Source organism: Pseudomonas tensinigenes (genome assembly GCF_014268445.2).
Lineage (GTDB): Bacteria > Pseudomonadota > Gammaproteobacteria > Pseudomonadales > Pseudomonadaceae > Aquipseudomonas > Aquipseudomonas tensinigenes.
The window spans coordinates 4,649,481-4,665,821 of the sequence record NZ_CP077089.1 but is presented as its reverse complement, the minus strand read 5'-3'; the positions used below and the strand labels follow the sequence as shown (position 1 = coordinate 4,665,821).

Here is a 16,341-nt window from a genome sequence, read left to right as displayed (position 1 = left end):
CCACCCACAAAAAAGGGGACTTTCGTCCCCTTGCGGTATACAGCTTCGAACCTCAGTAAATATCCTTCGACAGCAACGTAAACGGCGTCTTCACCAGGATCTTCAGATCCAGCCACAACGACCAGCTGTTGATGTACTGCAGGTCAATCTCCACACGCTTCTGCATCTTGTCGATGGTGTCTGTCTCACCGCGGCAGCCGCTGATTTGGGCCAACCCGGTGATCCCCGGTTTAATCCGGTGACGCGCCATGTACGCGAGGATTTTCCCCGAGTAGTAGTTGTTGTGCGCGACGGCGTGCGGGCGTGGGCCGACCAGGGCCATATGCCCCTGCAACACGTTGAACAGTTGCGGCAACTCATCCAGCGAAGTGCGGCGGATAAAGCGACCGACTGCGGTAATGCGCGAGTCATTACGGCTGGCCTGCTTCACGTCACGGTCATCGTGAACACGCATCGAGCGGAACTTCCAGACCTTGATCACCTTGCCGTTCCAGCCATGTCGATCCTGCTTGAAGAACACCGGGCCGGGCGAGTTGATCTTCACCGCCAGCGCAATGATCAGCAGGATCGGACTCAGCGCGATGATCGCCAGAAACGCCACGGTTTTCTCTACCAAGCTCTTGCTCAACGCAGCGGTAGGGCGGCTGGTCAGCGGGCTCTCGTTCAAGTAGATCGCCGGCAGACCGTCCACGACTTTCACCGAGTGATTGAGCAGGGTCAGACTGTTCAAGTCCGGCACCCACACCACATCAACGTTGGCCCCTAGCAAGTCACCATAAATCGCCTCGATTTTCGCGGCTTCACACAACGGCAGGGTGATGTACAAGCGACGGATGTCATGCGCCTCTATCAGCTTCAGCAACTGTTCCTGATCGCCGACAACGCGCGGTGCATCCGAACTCAGCGCAGACACATCGCCATTGCTGACCAAACCTACCAACGGCAGATTTTCCAGTTGGCTGAGCTTCTTCGCCAGACCCAACGCCAGTTCGCCGGTGCCGACGATCAGTGTCTTGTGTTCGCTTTTACGCGAACGCTGGTAGTACTTGGAAAACGCATGCAGCGGAGCGTAGAGAAATGCCTGACCGAGGAAGCCATACACCGCCCAGCTCAGAATCACCTGCCGTGAAAACAGCTCATCGGCCTGGCAGACAAAAGCGATACACGCCAACGCCGCCATGGTCATCGACCAGCCCATGAACAGCCGACCGAGGCCGGTCAGGTAATTGTCACGCTTGCGATACACACCGCTAAACGTATAAGCCGGCACCGACGCCAGTACCGCCAGGGTTGCACACATTCGGTAGTAGAACGCGACCGTCCCGGTGTGCTGCTCAGCGAGTATGAACAACAGCGTCACCACAAAGCCTTGTGCCAGCGCCCATTGGCCCCAAAAGGTCAGTCCCTTGAGGCCTGTGCTTCGATTGATACTTAAAGAAAGATCCATACGGTATCCCCAAAAGACGTCCATTCAGGTTTCAACAGTTGAAATCCGAGTTGTTATGCAGACTTATTGTTTTTGTTTTAACGAGTGTCCTGAGGTAACAACATCGATATGCCGAACTGTCGTCAGTCAATAGACTAAGTTATTGGCTGGAATGGTGTCTGACGAGTTCTAACAAGATGGCAAAGTGCCAACTTTTTAATAATTAAATAGAAGGGTGTTAGAAAAGGTCGTAGAGCGAGGGGTGAATAAAGTATGTTGTATTTGTTACTGTTGGAGGGTGGAGGCAGGGAATGTTTAATTCAGGGAGGAAGATCTAGCCAAACAGAGTGCTCTTGTTGTTTTTGTAATCGCACTTTTTCTGTTTGTTCTGTTCGTGGAGATTTTCGTGGTTACGCGACGACTTCCTGAATCAGGCAATAACCGCGATTTCTGACGGCACGAAACAGTCGCTCACCATTACTGGCGCTTTTGAATTTGTCTTGCAGACGACTCAGGCACATTTCCAGGCCGCGATATTGTTCCGGTTCTCGACCGATGCTGAGAATCAGCTCGTCACGACTGACAACACGCTCTTCATGGCTGAGCATTTTCCTGACCAATGCTGTTTCCAGGCCAGTCAGGCTGATTTCAACACCTTCTTTGACCAGTGCACCCTGATCAGGGTTGAGATGCCAGGTTTCATTGCCAGGCATATCACCTTCAATGGCGGGCGGCATATTGCGGGTTTCCGCGCTTATCGCCGGGACATTCTGGAAGGGATTGGCCGATTGCGCTGCCCGCCATTCGGACTCAAGTGTGGCCAATATTCGCTGAGTATCGTGTTCAATACTGCGCGCAACATTTTTTCGACTGATGTTTGGATATGTGAACTCCATCACCATTGGAGCGGAAGAGGGCGAATCCACCCCTTCAAACGAATTGAAACGTTCACTGGACAGCATGCTCTCCAGTTCACGTTGCGACGTTGTACTGTGAGTCACGACAACAAAATATTTCCTTGGGAGGGTTGTACTAGTTTCCATGTCTCTCTCCTAAATACACACCAAAATTGGCTAAAAGAAAAATCGGCAGGCGAGCAATGACTTCCTCGGAAGTAATCGATAGGCAGGGTCTGGGCCCAAGATTGGCCCTCGATAAATTCCACTCGATCTGCTGCTATGTTATGGAGTTTTATTGTTATGGGTCGTGTTGTCGCGCTCATTCAATTGCTTGATTTCAAACAGGCGTGAAGCAGAACGGGAGCTATATGGTTGCATCAGACGATCCTTCGTACGTATGCAAAAGGGAAGGCTGCCCGAGAGTCAGGCAGTCGATATCAGACCCCGCAGCAGGCGATAGCCATAGCCGCGAATGCTCTGAATCGCGTTTGTACCATACATGTCCTTGATTTTTCCACGCAAGCGACTGATTGATTTTTCCAGTGCGCGAGGGTCGTAGAAATTGGTGTTGAGACCCATGATGCTGGCGATTTCATCATGGCTCAGAATGTGATTGCTGGTTTGCGCGAAGGCTTCGAGGATCTTCATTTCGGCAAACGAGATATCGAGTTTCTTGCTGGTGCCCATCAGGCAGATACGGGTCGGATCAAGCGTCAGATCGATATCGCGTTGCCATTCTTCGCTGTTGAAGAACTCGCCCAGCAACTCGGCGCTATCGTCGGAAAGGGTATTGAGCTTGATACAAACATCCGCGCCAGCCAGATAATATTTGATCTTGTTGAAGGCGCCGCGACCGGTGATGACCGCGCAAATGATCGGCTTCAAGTTGTCGCTGCGCAGGTTCTCGACCAGCGCAAGATTGTCTTCGAGGGCTTGTGGGCTGTCGATAACCAGGAATATCGCTCGATACGAACCAGACTGTTCATTCAACTGATATGAACTAGTGTACGCATCGGCTTCGAGCGCCATATCAGTGCGTAAATGCTGGGCGACTAGCGCTTTGAAATGTTCAGCCACGCCACGGGTACGACCCAGAGTAAGAACACCAGGTTCGTCGTTTGTCGGGCGCGGGCTTCTAGTCGCTAAGTTCCCTGAGAGCATCATGCATTGACTCGAATTAAGTGCTGACATCGGGATGTTAAAGCACCGGTTCTCATCTGTGACTGACAATTGGTAACATTTGCGCGGATTTTAGACGTGTCTCCCGAGTTTTCTAACAATAATTAAGCTTTTCAAGCTTTTAGTTGATTTTCTCGGAGGGGTGAACTACTGCTTAGATGGTGGCGATATGCAATGGTGCCACTATTTTGAGCTTATTGCGATGGCTTTGTCTATGTCCATCTGCCACTGTCTGGCCATCTCTGCATAATGTGATATTGATCACACTTTATTGTCCGAGCAACTTTTTTCTGCAGAAAGGCCTAAATATTTTCTGCGTAGTTCGTCGGCCGACGATTACTAACATGGCTTGAGTGTGTCTTTTAATAAGACGTAATCTTTGTGGCTGATGAACTTTTGCGTTTATGTATGTCAATGGTCTCACTGCAGATACTCAACCCCTGAGTGTTATTACCCGGTCGCTCATCAAGAGCGCTCTGACGGAGGATTAATGGATTTCTGGACCCTTTTCCAGGTGTTGATATTAGGTGCGGTAGAAGGCCTGACCGAGTTCTTGCCGATCTCGAGTACCGGCCACCAGATCATCGTCGCCGACCTGCTGGAATTCGGCGGCGAACGCGCCATGGCCTTCAACATCATTATTCAACTGGGTGCCATCCTTGCCGTCGTTTGGGAGTTTCGACCGAAGATCTTCGAAATCGTCAAAGGCCTGCCCACTGAACGTAATGCCCAGCGTTTCACCCTCAACTTGCTGATTGCCTTTCTGCCCGCCGTGGTCCTGGGCGTGTTGTTCGCCGATGCGATCCACGAATACCTGTTCAACCCGATCACCGTCGCCGTGGCACTGGTCGTCGGCGGTATCATCATGTTGTGGGCCGAACAGCGCAGCCATGTGATCAGCGTCGAACACGTCGACGACATGCGCTGGTCTCACGCACTGAAAGTCGGATTCGTACAATGCCTGGCGATGATTCCCGGCACCTCACGTTCCGGCTCGACCATCATCGGCGGTCTGCTCTTCGGCCTGTCGCGCAAAGCCGCCACCGAGTTCTCGTTCTTCCTCGCCATGCCCACCATGGTCGGCGCCGCCGTGTACTCCGGCTACAAATACCGCGACCTGTTCCAGCCAAACGACCTGCCAGTCTTCGCCCTCGGCTTCGTCACTGCCTTCATATTCGCCATGATCGCCGTGCGTGGCTTGCTGAAGTTTATTGCCAACCACAGCTACGCCGCGTTCGCCTGGTACCGGATCGCGTTTGGTTTGTTGATTCTGGCGACGTGGCTGTTTGGCTGGGTCAACTGGACCGCAGCAGCGGCCGCCTGATCACTGAGCGCTGATCAACGCCGCAACGGCGAGATCGTTTAGCGCCGAATCCGGCGACTCCAGGCGATAGCGCTGCAAGGCCGAGGTGAAATACGCGGCCTGCAGCATGCCGTCGCTGGCGAGATAGAGTCGCGCGTCTTCCTGTTCTTCAGCAGAGTAAACACGCTTGTGACTGTCGGTCGTTTCCTGGCTAGACGAAATAGGTGCAAGGATTAAAGACACCAAAGTGAAGCCGGAAAACTGCGTCACCTCCCACGGCGTATCGGTCCGGCCCATACAAAAGCCATCGCAATGCGCATAAACGTCGGAAGTGAAGCTGAACAAAGCGAGGAGGGTGAAACGCTTGAAAGCAGAAAAAGTAAACGCGGGCATAAACAAAAGACATCCTGTCAGTACAACAAAACAACGGGCAACGCTCATGCGTCGCCCGCACACTCAAACCATCAATCAACGACCTTCAAGCAACTCAGCCGCCTGATCCAGCAACGCCAGCGGATCCGTGGCCTTGTGAATATCCACCGACAACAACTGACGGAATTTTCGCGCCCCCGGGAACCCCGTGCCCAGGCCCAGCACATGCCGCGTGATGTGATGCATCGCCCCACCGGCGAGCAAATGCTCGGCTATATAAGGACGCAACTGCGCCAACGCCTCAGCCCGACTGATCACCGGCGCCGAACTGCCGAACAACTGCTGATCCACCTCCGCCAGCAAATACGGATTGTGATAAGCCTCACGCCCCAACATCACACCGTCAAACGTCTGCAAATGCTCGTGGCAAGCCTCCATCGTCTTGATCCCGCCATTCAGCACAATCTCCAACGCCGGAAAATCCGCCTTCAGCTGCGCCGCCACGTCATAGCGCAACGGCGGAATGTCACGATTCTCCTTCGGCGACAACCCCTCCAGAATCGCAATCCGCGCATGCACGGTAAAACTGGTGCATCCGGCATCGCGAACAGTGCCGACGAAATCGCACAGCTCCGCGTAACTGTCCCGACCGTTGATGCCGATGCGATGCTTTACCGTCACCGGGATTGTCACCGCGTCTTGCATCGCCTTCACACAATCTGCCACTAACTGCGGGTGACCCATCAGGCACGCACCGATCATGTTGTTTTGCACACGATCGCTTGGGCAGCCGACGTTCAGGTTGACCTCGTCGTAACCGTGCTCCTGGGCCATACGCGCGCAGGCGGCCAGATCGAGCGGAACGCTACCGCCGAGCTGCAGAGCGAGAGGGTGCTCGGCTTCGTTGTGACGGAGAAAGCGTTCGTGATCGCCGTTGAGCAGCGCGCCGGTGGTGACCATTTCGGTGTAGAGCAGAGCGTTCTTCGATAGGAGGCGTAGGAAGAAACGGCAATGGCGGTCAGTCCAATCCATCATCGGGGCGACGGAGAAGCGGCGGGAGAGTGGGGCGGGTTGTAGAGGCATTGGGGGAATCTGGATCAGAGGGGCGAAGGTGGGAGAGTTTATCAGGATTGGGATAGGAGGAAGGAGGCTTACGCGTCGTTACTACGTGCTCTTGCTCACTGATGAGGCGAGACGGATCGACTGAAGATTGTGGTCTTGTCCCTATTTGCCTGGTGAAAAGTTGGCCTAAGATCAGACAACATCTTGAAGGAAGCTCGCAATGCCGAAAGAACATCGCCCACCATCTCCAGCGACAGTGAAAGCACTGTATGCAAACGCATTTAGGTGCGCCTACCCATCTTGCCGGCGCCCGCTTTATAAAGTTGATCCTGAAACAGGTGAGCGATCTTTGAATTCCAATGTTGCCCATATCTGTGCTCGTAGCGAGGGTGGTGAGCGATGGGATGAGAACATGACCGAGCAAGAAAATCGGTCTTCAAGCAACCTTTTAATACTCTGTCTGGAGCACGCATGGGAGATCGATCAACCAAATAGAGCGGCCGCGTTTCCACCTGAGTTACTCAAAACTTGGAAGCAGGAACAGCTCAACGAGTTCGATGCAATAGGCGGTCAAGGTTGGATACTGAACTCTGAGATGGCAAACGAAGCATTGATTGCATCCGAGCACATCATCACGATAGCTGACTCAGTATTGGGGCTTGGAGGGGCAGGCGGAAATTCGCGGGCTGCAGGGGGAGGCGGTGGAGGAGCTATCGGTACGAACGCTAGAGGAGGGGGCGGAGGAAAAGGAGGGGATACGCATTATTATGGTGATCCGATAGACCTTAGCCTTTTCGATTATAAATTGCCCAATGCCGAGCACCCTGGTGCAGGCGGTGGGGGAGCCGGTTCGGAAAATGAAAATGCGGTGGGGGGCGAAGGTGGAGGTGGAGGGGATAGGTTCGTTGCGAAGTTCTCCATGAGCGAGCTTGAATCTGATAACGGGCCATTGTCCGTCAAGCTAGTCGTTGGAAGAGGGGGGGCTTCTCAACGTTATCCTGGCGAACATGCTGAGAATGGAGAAGACTCAGAGATACATTTCATAACGCCCGATGGAAAAACAGTTAGGTCAATCATAGCTAAGGGTGGAAAAAGAGGGTCGCCAGGATTTGCGCTTCCTCCAACAGCTCGGGAGGCCAACTCAACGGACATTGAGTCAGGGTTGAATGTTTGCGCAATTGTAATAGCGGAAGTAATACATCCTACGAACTCGCTGCTTAACGTTCTGGGTGGCGCCGGGGAGTTCTGGAAGTATCCTGCACTTCCTGCTGACGTCTGCTGGCCGACCGCGGTAATCTTTTCTTTGGGCTATTTGCCATTGGGTTTGCAACTCACCTTTTATATCGTCGTAGACGATCCAAATGGGTATGAAATCTTCCGACTACCGCTGAATGTGACGAAGGGAACTGAGAGGCTCGTTGCCAATCTCACTTATTCTATAGCTGTGCAGTTCCGAGCAAACATAGCAGGCGTTTGGTGCTTGAGGATTTTGTCTGGTGATTTTGAATTTGCCCGATTGCCCGTTGAAATTCGGATTGGTGATGCTTGATATTTTGTGAGCGTTGCATAACGATATTTTCGGCGGTAGCTAACCCGCTAGTTAGGGCAAATTTAGGGCAGATTCAGGGCCGCGGTAGGCCGTTCAGCACCGCAGCTAAATGTTGCGCACCCACTATTTGCTGGCCTTTAGCGGCCTGCGGATGAGCCGGAACGGGTTCGAATCCCTAACGATACGAAGTAGTCGCCAAGTGGATAGATAGCTGCTATCCGCTGAAGGCAGCTATCGAGGAAAAGGGAAATTTGGGGTTGCTTGGCAGGAGTACAATATCTATAGCTCAACACCAGGCTGGTCTTTGTTTCGCCGATACAGAATGTCGCTAGGCCATAAGAAGCTTTCGTCACGCGCATCGTAAGCGTGCATTAGGAGCGGAATGAGAGGGTGTCCAGCAATGGCTTGTTTAGAGTTGAGTTTTACGATTCGATAGTTTTCATAATTTTTCTTTATATAGTAATGTGCGCTGTTAGAAAGAATATCTGCGAAGAATGTCATTGCTGAATCTTCGCAGACAAGATTAATGTTAATGCTTAAGTATTTTTGGGTGTTTTTCTGGTGGGTCATTGACGACTTTAGGACGTATTTTTTGACCTTCTTTGTTTTATGATCAAAGATGGTGAATTTGCTCTCTATTGGTTGTCCGTGTATTAGAGAAAGGTAAGGAATAATTTCTTGTTTTAATATTCTTACTACGCCAGTGTCTATTTGGTCGGAAATAATTGTTAATTCAATTTCTTTGTCGCGGAAGTCGTTCAGGCTAGCGATAACTTTTATCATTAGCCCCATAAATAATTTGGCATGTAATGATTCTTTTTTGTTTTTACTTCCGCCCCTGCTCTCCAAAAACTCTGATTCGTAAAGTCCTTGAACAAAAATGGCTTCATAAATCCACTGTATTCTTTCTTTTTCGAATATGTCGAAGATATGATCTCGAATCGATTGCTGCATATCAAAAGGAAAGTCAGTTATATGGCGCTTTCCATTATCATTCTTAGGAGGTATGGTACTTTCAAATCTGTCTTTGCAATATTCATAATGCTCACTTGACATCAGGAATCCCGCCATTGCGCCAAATTCGCCATCGTATTTCTCCGGGTTTTTTGAATAACCTTTGGCCCCTGATTCGTCAATTATTAAATAGTGATTTTCCATACTAAAGCTACTCGCAGAAAATAATATGTCATATACGGTTTGTTGGTAGGGTGATTACGTTCGCATATTTCATGCAAATTGTGCAGCTTTTGGATGAAAAGATATCTATGTGTTCATACTACTGGAACGTGCCATAGCAAGCAGCAAACCTGGTCGCCATGAACGACTCACATGACGGATGAGCGCTCGCAGTGAACAGCGGAGCGAAGACGATTGCGGTCCGCGTTACGCGCAAAAGTCGAGGCTACTTCCCGGTTGATCTGAAGTTGGCTGGGGAAAGCTGGATCTAGCTCGCCTCCTTACCTTTCAGCTTGGCCAACCCCTGCTTAATGTACCCTGCATTCTCGCCAATCACCCATAAGGCACCTCGGACGTTTTCTCCGTTCGGCCAATCCTTGCTGTTCAGCATGAAGCGTTAGCTCCATCAAGGCTGCTTCCAGACCGAGCTGATTCTGGTACATCCGTTCGAGCACATCCGATAACGAATACTCGTCTGCCATAGCATCGACTCCTTTCGTAAAAGAACGAGCATAGTACCGGTAGTGCCCTTTGTCGGCTGTACTTGCTGCATGCTTAGAAATTGCTACAAAGCAACGAGCCTTCTCGGGATTAGCTAGGCAGATCGGGGTGCACGGGGACGCCTATGCCCAATCCATCATCGGGGCGACGGAGAAGCGGCGGGAGAGTGGGGCGGGTTGTAGAGGCATTGGGGGAATCTGAATCAGAGGGGCGAAGGTAGGGGAGTTTATCAGGATTGGGATAGGACGGAGGCTTACGCGTCGTTACTACGTGCTCTTGCTCGCAACTCAGGCGAGACAAATCGACTGAATATTGTGGTCTGGCCCCTAATTTCTGGCCCCTAATTTCGCTGTGCGATCTCATCGACTTAGTACAGGTCATGAACACTCAGCTGGCTGCGCACACTCACGTACCAGGGCTTACGCCAAGCCTTACCGATGTGGAGGCATTCGTAAATAACGCCAACTTATCTCAAGAGCTAATGGGTAAACTTAAGGCTGTAACTTTAACTAACACCTAAATAAAATTGCGGTTTAATGGTTTTGCTTTTGTGGTAGCGAGTGATGGTTTTGCGAAAGCAGGCTAACTCCTCGTTGGTCCAGTTGATTGTATGTTGTGGTTTGCGATTTATTGTTTGTGCAACGGTTTTTCGGTGCCCTCATAGATTTCAAAAGTTTTCATTTCTTCTGTTTTTAACATTATTGTTTTGCCGTTAGCTCCTCGAACAGAAAAGTACTCACCTATTTTGCCTATCAATATACACCCTTTTACGCAAGTTTCTGATGGCCTTCGAATCATATTTAAACTGCCTTTGTTGTTTATAATGTTTCTTGCTTCTGTGTGTGCGGAAAGGACAGAGAATAAAGGAATTGATATTGTCAAAGCTGCCATTGCAGTTCGGATTGGCTTGGAGCTAAACGAGGATTTAAATATATCTGCATATGACAAAGGCCTGACCAAAGTCATGATGACGCTTATTGCTGCAGCGTATAAGGCTTCACTGGAAGCCGCGAAGTAAAGTGCCGCGCCTGCAATTACTGTTACCATGATTATTCTGCTGCGAAAGTCTTTCAGTTCGTTAGTTTGATCCAGTTCTTCTTCTTTTGAGAAAAATAACCCTTCAATTAATAGAATAAATAACACCATTATGAAGGGCTGGTATAGAACTTTAACTACGTGGGTAATGATTTCTGAAGTGCTAATGTATTGAAATGGATTTATATTGAAAGATGACCAGAATCCGAATAAATATGTACAGCCCCAGAATGTCGCATATACAGCGATGTACGGCGCAGCTTGCTTGATTTCCCTGATGTGGCGGTAGTCATCCATTAGTCTTGTCTCGGCTGTGGCTGTTATAAGTATCGAGAATGTCTATCGTATTTGCTTCGTGTCTAATAAGATAACATCGGCTAACCGAATATGCGAATGCATAATCCATCGCTTAGGGCTATAAAATCCCACACATCGCCTTCATCTGGTTGTAGCCCCGGCGCTTGGGGGGTTACAGCCTATCTAATGCGTTTCAAAGAAAGACAGGCTGGGAGGGTTTGTTTATCTTGGTTCTTCGCTTATTTTTAGCACGATATTATTCTTCTCAAACTCACGTTTCAACATGATAGCCAAGCGACTTTCTGGCATAGTCCGGATTATGCTCGTGCTAGCCTCTTTGAAGTTGTTGATACCATGTTGAAATGAATCGCTAAGACCTATGGTTCGTAGCAAAGAGAAATTCTCGGTAATGAATTTGGCTAACGCGCTTCCCCGCAGAGTTTTAAGCGTTTCTTCATACTGTGTTTGAGTGGAATTCTGAAAGCAAATGTTTTCTCTGTCTCCCCAGCCTGAGTTGCTTCTGACCCTTTCGATAGCCTCCTCCAATGTGAGTGGAGGATACTGTTGCTCTCTAATTCGAGTATTAAGCGCTTCGATGGCAGGGTGTAGTGAACGACCCATGTTAAATTCATCTGAGTCATTGGGGTCGATTAGAGGTTCATTTATTTCAATCCATCGATTAATTAGTTTTTCCGATAGGTTGATTTCTCCAAGTTCAGTAAGAATGTCGGCGACTCCACTTACTTGATTTCCAGTTAATGCTTCAGTATGGAGAAAAAAATCTTCGGCAAGTTCTAAAGCTTTCGCGTTGTCAAATAGAGGGTCCCAGTAGTGCGACTCAAAAAAGAACCTAACTCTTTCGTGCACTTCGTTTCTTGCAAGGTCTGTTTGATATTTGTTTATAATTCTGTCTAGTCTTTCTTTATTGAGAACTCCAGTTTGTAGATAGTCTTGAACTACGAAATCATAGTCATTACATGATGAGATATCGAGCTTGTTAATAACATCGTCCCACTTGAGTTCATCGGCAGTGCGGTGAGCGCGTGACAATATTTTGCTGAATGAATTGTGCTGTAGGAAATATTCGCTGGTGATGTCTGACGCTATACCTCGATAGTGTATTGCTGTCAGTAATACTGTGCCAGGGATGATTCTTTTTTGTACGTATTCTTTAAGTGTGTCCTGGCCTTCTAATAGCTCTGAATGAACTCTTATTATTCTTTTTATTATTCTTATGTTAGTGATTCCTAACGAGGTTGTAGCTTCACGAACACATTTCAAATAATTGAAATTTGAATCAATACTTGCCAGATCAAATGCTTCGGACGATTCTGGTTGAAGTTGAAGCTCGATATCAATAACCTTTTCATGAAGTTTTCTCCAGATTACTTCGTCTTCCAGTTTGTCTGTGTTTAATAGTAAAAGGAATCGGGTATTATAAGTTTCGGAGTATTCGTTTATAAAGCCTAGGATCTCATCAATGTCTAAGGTTTTGTGCTTTCGCTCAACATCGTCAATTACCACTAGTCGCCCACCTAGCAGTTTTGGCAGGCTTAAAAGTACTATTTCTTCAACTGCAAGTCCTGGTACGAATTTTCCAACTACTCCTTTGAGTAATTTTCCTCCAGCGCTAATAAAATCTTTGTACTTGTTGTCATCTTTAAGTGAACCGCTTTGAAGTAGTCTGAGCTTTAAGTCGTTAGATGTTTTGGCTCCAAATATCGATATAAATATTGGTTGAGGGGCTTGAATTGCAGAAAGCTGTTGCTTGACCACATTCCATAAGTGGGTCTTTCCTGTTCCCCATTTTCCGGTAAGAGCAATGACCTTATAGGAATGATTGTTTAGTAGTTTTAGCAGGGTTTCTTGAGCTTTTTGATAAGAGCTTTGCATGTTTTACTTTTCCTTAGCCTGAAGATTGTCGCTGTATTTTAAATCGCAGTGTTTTGAGTTTGGATAAATAACTAATCCTATTCCTTTGCTTTCATGCGCGCTAAACCCTGCATTCTCCCCAATCCGATCTAGGGCCGAACGGCAGCGCTTGAAAAGAACGCCGTGCTCTCTGTGCTGTTGCACAATATTTGGATCAATCAGCGTGCCAGAAAAGCCTTTCCAAACGGAAAAAACGTGTCTGTTTAAATGAAGCCTGCTACTGCAGTCCTAAGCCTACACTCCCTTGCGCCACCCCCTACAGCTAAGACAGAATCCCCCGGCTTGTACGTCTAGCCCGCACGCTCTATCGTCCCCACATCACTGAAACCCAGTGATCGGGTTTGGTAGCCCGCTTCGTGTCTAGATGCATCGCATCACCAAATTCAGTCGCTTTCCCAGGACTCGGATTTCATGGTGGTCATGCGTGGGGCCCATTCGTGGGCGCCGGGTTCTAGTGCGACCGGTCTACCAACCCGCGTATGGCCGCCACCCATCGTTTGGTAGCGTGGGTGATGGCTTCTTTTAGTAATCGCGCTAGAGGTTCCATCTATGTTCAAAGTAACGCCCAACCCACCAGAAACCGACCCCGCATCCCCCTACGAATCCCTCAACCCCAAAAAACTCCACGAAGCCGCCGAGCGCGCGCTCGATCACTACCTCCTTCCCGCCGGCCACATTATGGCCAGCGTCAACGAGCCCGAGCGCATGTACCTCGCCAACCCAAAGTACGACTCGGAATCCCTATTGGCCAATGCCAGTGAGACGCTGAGTTCTGCCTCGGAAATGCTCAACAACTTCGCCGCAGTGCTCGACCCCTCGCACCGCAAAACCGCGCTGGGCATTGCGCAGGTGGTGATGTTGGGTGAGTTGGCGGTGAATCAGGCGTTGGATAACGTTGAGGTGAAGGCGTGAAGCCTGTCCCGCCATGGGCAGGTGAAATGCTCGTTCACGGATAACAAAAAAGCCGTCACTTTAAGGTGACGGCTTTCACTCGCAGATCTAACCAAACTGACCCGCCGACTCAACCGCAGATTTAGGCTTCCTCAACCGCGTCAACTGATAAGCAATCGCCAACCAAACAAACCACCCCGGCATCACCATCAATGCAATCCGCGTGTCAGGCCGCAACGCCAGCAACCCCAGCACAAACCCCAAAAACGCCAACGAGAACCAAGCCATCGGCACGCCGCCGGGCATCTTGTAAGCCGACTTCGCGTGCAGATCCGGGCGTTTTTTCCGGTAGGCGATGTAAGACGCGAGGATGGTCGACCAGGTGAAGATCACCAGAATCGCCGACACGGTGGAGACGATGGTGAACGCGGTCATGACTTCCGGCACGATGAACAGCACCAGCACGCCGACCAGCATCAACAGCGTGGTGAACGCCAGACTCAGCAGCGGCACGCTGTTGCTCGACAGTCGGCGGAATAGGCCGGGCGCGTTGTCCTGGTTGGCCAGCCCGAACAGCATGCGGCTCGATGAGAACACGCCGCTGTTGGCCGACGAGGCCGCTGAGGTCAGGACCACGAAGTTGACGATACCGGCCGCTGCGGGAAATCCGGCGACGAGGAACAGTTCGACAAAGGGGCTTTTGACCGGAGAGACCTGCTGCCACGAGGTCACGGCAATAATGCAGGTCAGCGCGAGGACGTAGAACAGGATGATCCGCAGCGGAATCGAGTTGATCGCTTTGGGCAGGGTTTTCTCCGGCGATCGGGTTTCGGCGGCGGCGGTGCCGATCAGCTCGGTGCCGGCGAAGGAGAAGATCGCCATTTGAAATCCGGCGAAGAAGCCGAACAAGCCGTTGGGGAACGCGGCCTGTTTGTCCACCAGGTGACTCAGGGACGCGGTGACGCCGCTGGGTGAGACGAACGAGCTGGCAATCAGCACGGTGCTGACGCCGATCAGGGTTACGACGGCGATGATCTTGATGATCGCGAACCAGAATTCCACTTCACCGAACAGCCTGACGGTCAGCACGTTGAGTGCGAACAAGGTCGCCAGCATGCCGACGGCGGGTATCCACGCCGGTACGTCGGGGAACCAGTACTGGAAGAAGCCGCCGACCACGACGGCGTCGCCGATCACCGCCACGCTCCAGCTCAGCCAGTACGACCAGCCGAGGAAGAATGCCGCGCGCGGGCCGAGGTAGGCGCCGGCGAAGTCGGCGAAGGTTTTGAAGTTGAGGTTGGACAGGAGCATTTCGCCCATGGCGCGCATGACGAAAAACACGAACAGGCCGATGATCATGTAGATGAGGATGATCGACGTTCCGGAGAGGGCGATTATCTTTCCGGAGCCCATGAACAGGCCGGTGCCGATGGCGCCGCCCATGGCCATTAACTGGATGTGACGATTGCTGAGCGTGCGCTGCAGCGCGGGCTGTTCAGGCAGCCCGGAAGGGGTCGATTTCATTGCAAAACCTCTTGATTTTATGTTTTTGAGTTTTGGCAGAAAGTAGGTGTCGAGCGTTCTTGTTAGAGGTGCAGCGGCTGATCACAAGGTGAATCGCCCCCTGTGCATTGGGGGCAGTCATTACCGATCAACTGACGGTGCGCAGACGCGAGGCCTTGGCCGGTTGCGGATCGAGCAGTTGGAAGAGGTTTTTGATGTTGGCCGGTGTCGGCACCAGGTGGATGCGCTGGCCGATTTGCTGTGCCTGAGCCAGGTCTTTCAAGTAGCGCAGTGAGGAAAAGTCTTCCAGGGCAAAACCTACCGAATCGAACACCGTCACCTGCGCATCGTTTTCGCGTCCGGCCACTTCGCCCAGCACAATGCGGAAAAACTCGATCACCGGGGAATCGGCTTCCAGTTGCTGAATGTCGCCTTCAATGCGCGTTTGCGGCTCGAACTCGACGATGACCCGAGCGTTGCGCAGGATGTCGGCGTGCAGTTCGGTTTTACCCGGGCAGTCACCGCCGACCGCATTGATGTGCATGCCGGGCTCGATCATCTCCGGCGTCAGAATGGTTGCGTAGGCTTTGTCGGCGGTGACCGTGGTGACGATGTCCGCGCCCTTGACCGCGTCCTTCACCGAGCTGGCCAGAATCACTTCGATGTCCGGGAACGCCGCGAGGTTGTGTTTCAACTTGAGCGAAGCGTCGCGATCAATATCGAAAATGCGGATTTCATTGATGCCCAACATTTCGTGAAAGGCCAGCGCCTGAAATTCACTTTGCGCACCGTTGCCGATCAGGGCCATCGAGGTCGCACCCGGGCGAGCCAGCGATTGCGCCACCAGCGCGGAGGTGGCTGCGGTGCGCACGGCGGTGGTCAAGGTCAGTTCGCTGAGCAGCGTCGGATAGCCACTTTGCACATCCGCCAGAAGACCGAAAGCCATGACCGTGAGCAAATTCTGCTGGCCGTTGTTCGGGTGGCCATTCACGTATTTGAATGAGTACTGCTGGCCATCGTCGGTGGGCATCAACTCGATCACACCGTCTGCCGAGTGATTGGCCGTGCGCGGCGATTTATCAAACTGCGCCCAGCGTGCGTAGTCCGCTTCGATGTAGCCGGCCATTTCGCGAATGGCGCGGCGGATGCCGACTTGGGTGAACAGGCGTGCAGCATCATCGACGTCAATAAAAAGCGTCATGGTCTTATTCTCCGA

General features: G+C 51.0%; 13 protein-coding genes and 1 pseudogene. 3 read left to right on the top strand and 11 right to left on the bottom strand.

The features are described 5' to 3' along the window. Positions 1-52 precede the first annotated feature (52 nt). From HU718_RS20560 to HU718_RS20550, 3 genes are all read right to left on the bottom strand, one after another. Positions 53-1,447, bottom strand: a complete 1,395-nt coding sequence (locus HU718_RS20560) for an undecaprenyl-phosphate glucose phosphotransferase (protein ID WP_186615792.1) — start codon at positions 1,445-1,447, stop codon at positions 53-55. Positions 1,448-1,836: 389 nt separating this feature from the next. Further along, entirely contained in the window at positions 1,837-2,469 is a 633-nt protein-coding gene (locus tag HU718_RS20555; RefSeq protein WP_122596996.1) for a winged helix-turn-helix domain-containing protein, read from the bottom strand. Between the two features lie 279 nt (positions 2,470-2,748). Continuing rightward, positions 2,749-3,489: a winged helix-turn-helix domain-containing protein gene (locus HU718_RS20550; RefSeq protein WP_186615794.1), complete on the bottom strand. Its 741-nt coding sequence runs from the start codon at positions 3,487-3,489 to the stop codon at positions 2,749-2,751. 505 nt (positions 3,490-3,994) lie between these two features. On the opposite strand from HU718_RS20550, the gene HU718_RS20545 reads away from it, so the two are divergent. Beyond that, a complete protein-coding gene (locus HU718_RS20545; RefSeq protein WP_095114324.1) occupies positions 3,995-4,828 on the top strand; it encodes an undecaprenyl-diphosphate phosphatase in 834 nt (277 codons plus the stop codon). Here the strand turns inward: HU718_RS20545 and HU718_RS20540 are convergent, their stop codons facing one another. Beyond that, complete coding sequence (locus tag HU718_RS20540) at positions 4,829-5,200, bottom strand: DUF2388 domain-containing protein (protein ID WP_186615867.1); 372 nt, start codon at positions 5,198-5,200, stop codon at positions 4,829-4,831. It abuts the gene before it with no gap. Positions 5,201-5,275: 75 nt separating this feature from the next. Beyond that, a complete protein-coding gene (gene dusA / locus HU718_RS20535) occupies positions 5,276-6,262 on the bottom strand; it encodes a tRNA dihydrouridine(20/20a) synthase DusA (RefSeq protein ID WP_186615796.1) in 987 nt (328 codons plus the stop codon). Positions 6,263-6,653: 391 nt separating this feature from the next. Between dusA and HU718_RS20530 the strand changes: the two genes are divergently transcribed. Beyond that, positions 6,654-7,790 carry a glycine-rich domain-containing protein gene (locus HU718_RS20530; protein WP_186615799.1) on the top strand — a complete coding sequence of 379 codons (1,137 nt, stop codon included), beginning with the start codon at positions 6,654-6,656 and terminating at the stop codon, positions 7,788-7,790. A gap of 279 nt (positions 7,791-8,069) precedes the next feature. Here HU718_RS20530 and HU718_RS20525 read toward each other — a convergent pair whose 3' ends face one another. From HU718_RS20525 to HU718_RS20515, 4 genes and pseudogenes are all read right to left on the bottom strand, one after another. Continuing rightward, positions 8,070-8,948 (bottom strand): hypothetical protein, encoded by an 879-nt coding sequence (locus HU718_RS20525; RefSeq protein ID WP_186615801.1) that lies wholly within the window; start codon positions 8,946-8,948, stop codon positions 8,070-8,072. 286 nt (positions 8,949-9,234) lie between these two features. After that, positions 9,235-9,448 (bottom strand): annotated as a pseudogene (locus HU718_RS29690) (hypothetical protein). Between the two features lie 646 nt (positions 9,449-10,094). Next, a complete protein-coding gene (locus HU718_RS20520) occupies positions 10,095-10,799 on the bottom strand; it encodes a hypothetical protein (protein ID WP_186615803.1) in 705 nt (234 codons plus the stop codon). 222 nt (positions 10,800-11,021) lie between these two features. Further along, on the bottom strand, positions 11,022-12,692 hold the full coding sequence (locus tag HU718_RS20515; protein WP_186615805.1) for a P-loop NTPase fold protein: 1,671 nt from the start codon (positions 12,690-12,692) through the stop codon (positions 11,022-11,024). A 588-nt stretch (positions 12,693-13,280) separates the two neighbouring features. On the opposite strand from HU718_RS20515, the gene HU718_RS20510 reads away from it, so the two are divergent. Then, entirely contained in the window at positions 13,281-13,643 is a 363-nt protein-coding gene (locus HU718_RS20510) for a DUF6124 family protein (protein ID WP_186615807.1), read from the top strand. 87 nt (positions 13,644-13,730) lie between these two features. On the opposite strand, the gene HU718_RS20505 is transcribed toward HU718_RS20510, so the two are convergent. Further along, on the bottom strand, positions 13,731-15,146 hold the full coding sequence (locus HU718_RS20505; protein WP_186615809.1) for an amino acid permease: 1,416 nt from the start codon (positions 15,144-15,146) through the stop codon (positions 13,731-13,733). A 127-nt stretch (positions 15,147-15,273) separates the two neighbouring features. After that, entirely contained in the window at positions 15,274-16,326 is a 1,053-nt protein-coding gene (gene ocd / locus HU718_RS20500) for an ornithine cyclodeaminase (protein WP_186615811.1), read from the bottom strand. Positions 16,327-16,341: the final 15 nt, after the last annotated feature.

Bases quoted from the DNA above. Each gene is read 5' to 3' on its own strand.
- dusA (WP_186615796.1), bottom strand. From the start codon at position 6,262: ATGCCTCTACAACCCGCCCCACTCTCCCGCCGCTTCTCCGTCGCCCCG.
- HU718_RS20545 (WP_095114324.1), top strand. From the start codon at position 3,995: ATGGATTTCTGGACCCTTTTCCAGGTGTTGATATTAGGTGCGGTAGAA.
- HU718_RS20560 (WP_186615792.1), bottom strand. From the start codon at position 1,447: ATGGATCTTTCTTTAAGTATCAATCGAAGCACAGGCCTCAAGGGACTG.
- HU718_RS20525 (WP_186615801.1), bottom strand. From the start codon at position 8,948: ATGGAAAATCACTATTTAATAATTGACGAATCAGGGGCCAAAGGTTAT.
- HU718_RS20555 (WP_122596996.1), bottom strand. From the start codon at position 2,469: ATGGAAACTAGTACAACCCTCCCAAGGAAATATTTTGTTGTCGTGACT.
- ocd (WP_186615811.1), bottom strand. From the start codon at position 16,326: ATGACGCTTTTTATTGACGTCGATGATGCTGCACGCCTGTTCACCCAA.
- HU718_RS20540 (WP_186615867.1), bottom strand. From the start codon at position 5,200: ATGCCCGCGTTTACTTTTTCTGCTTTCAAGCGTTTCACCCTCCTCGCT.
- HU718_RS20510 (WP_186615807.1), top strand. From the start codon at position 13,281: ATGTTCAAAGTAACGCCCAACCCACCAGAAACCGACCCCGCATCCCCC.
- HU718_RS20515 (WP_186615805.1), bottom strand. From the start codon at position 12,692: ATGCAAAGCTCTTATCAAAAAGCTCAAGAAACCCTGCTAAAACTACTA.
- HU718_RS20530 (WP_186615799.1), top strand. From the start codon at position 6,654: ATGACCGAGCAAGAAAATCGGTCTTCAAGCAACCTTTTAATACTCTGT.
- HU718_RS20520 (WP_186615803.1), bottom strand. From the start codon at position 10,799: ATGGATGACTACCGCCACATCAGGGAAATCAAGCAAGCTGCGCCGTAC.
- HU718_RS20505 (WP_186615809.1), bottom strand. From the start codon at position 15,146: ATGAAATCGACCCCTTCCGGGCTGCCTGAACAGCCCGCGCTGCAGCGC.
- HU718_RS20550 (WP_186615794.1), bottom strand. From the start codon at position 3,489: ATGATGCTCTCAGGGAACTTAGCGACTAGAAGCCCGCGCCCGACAAAC.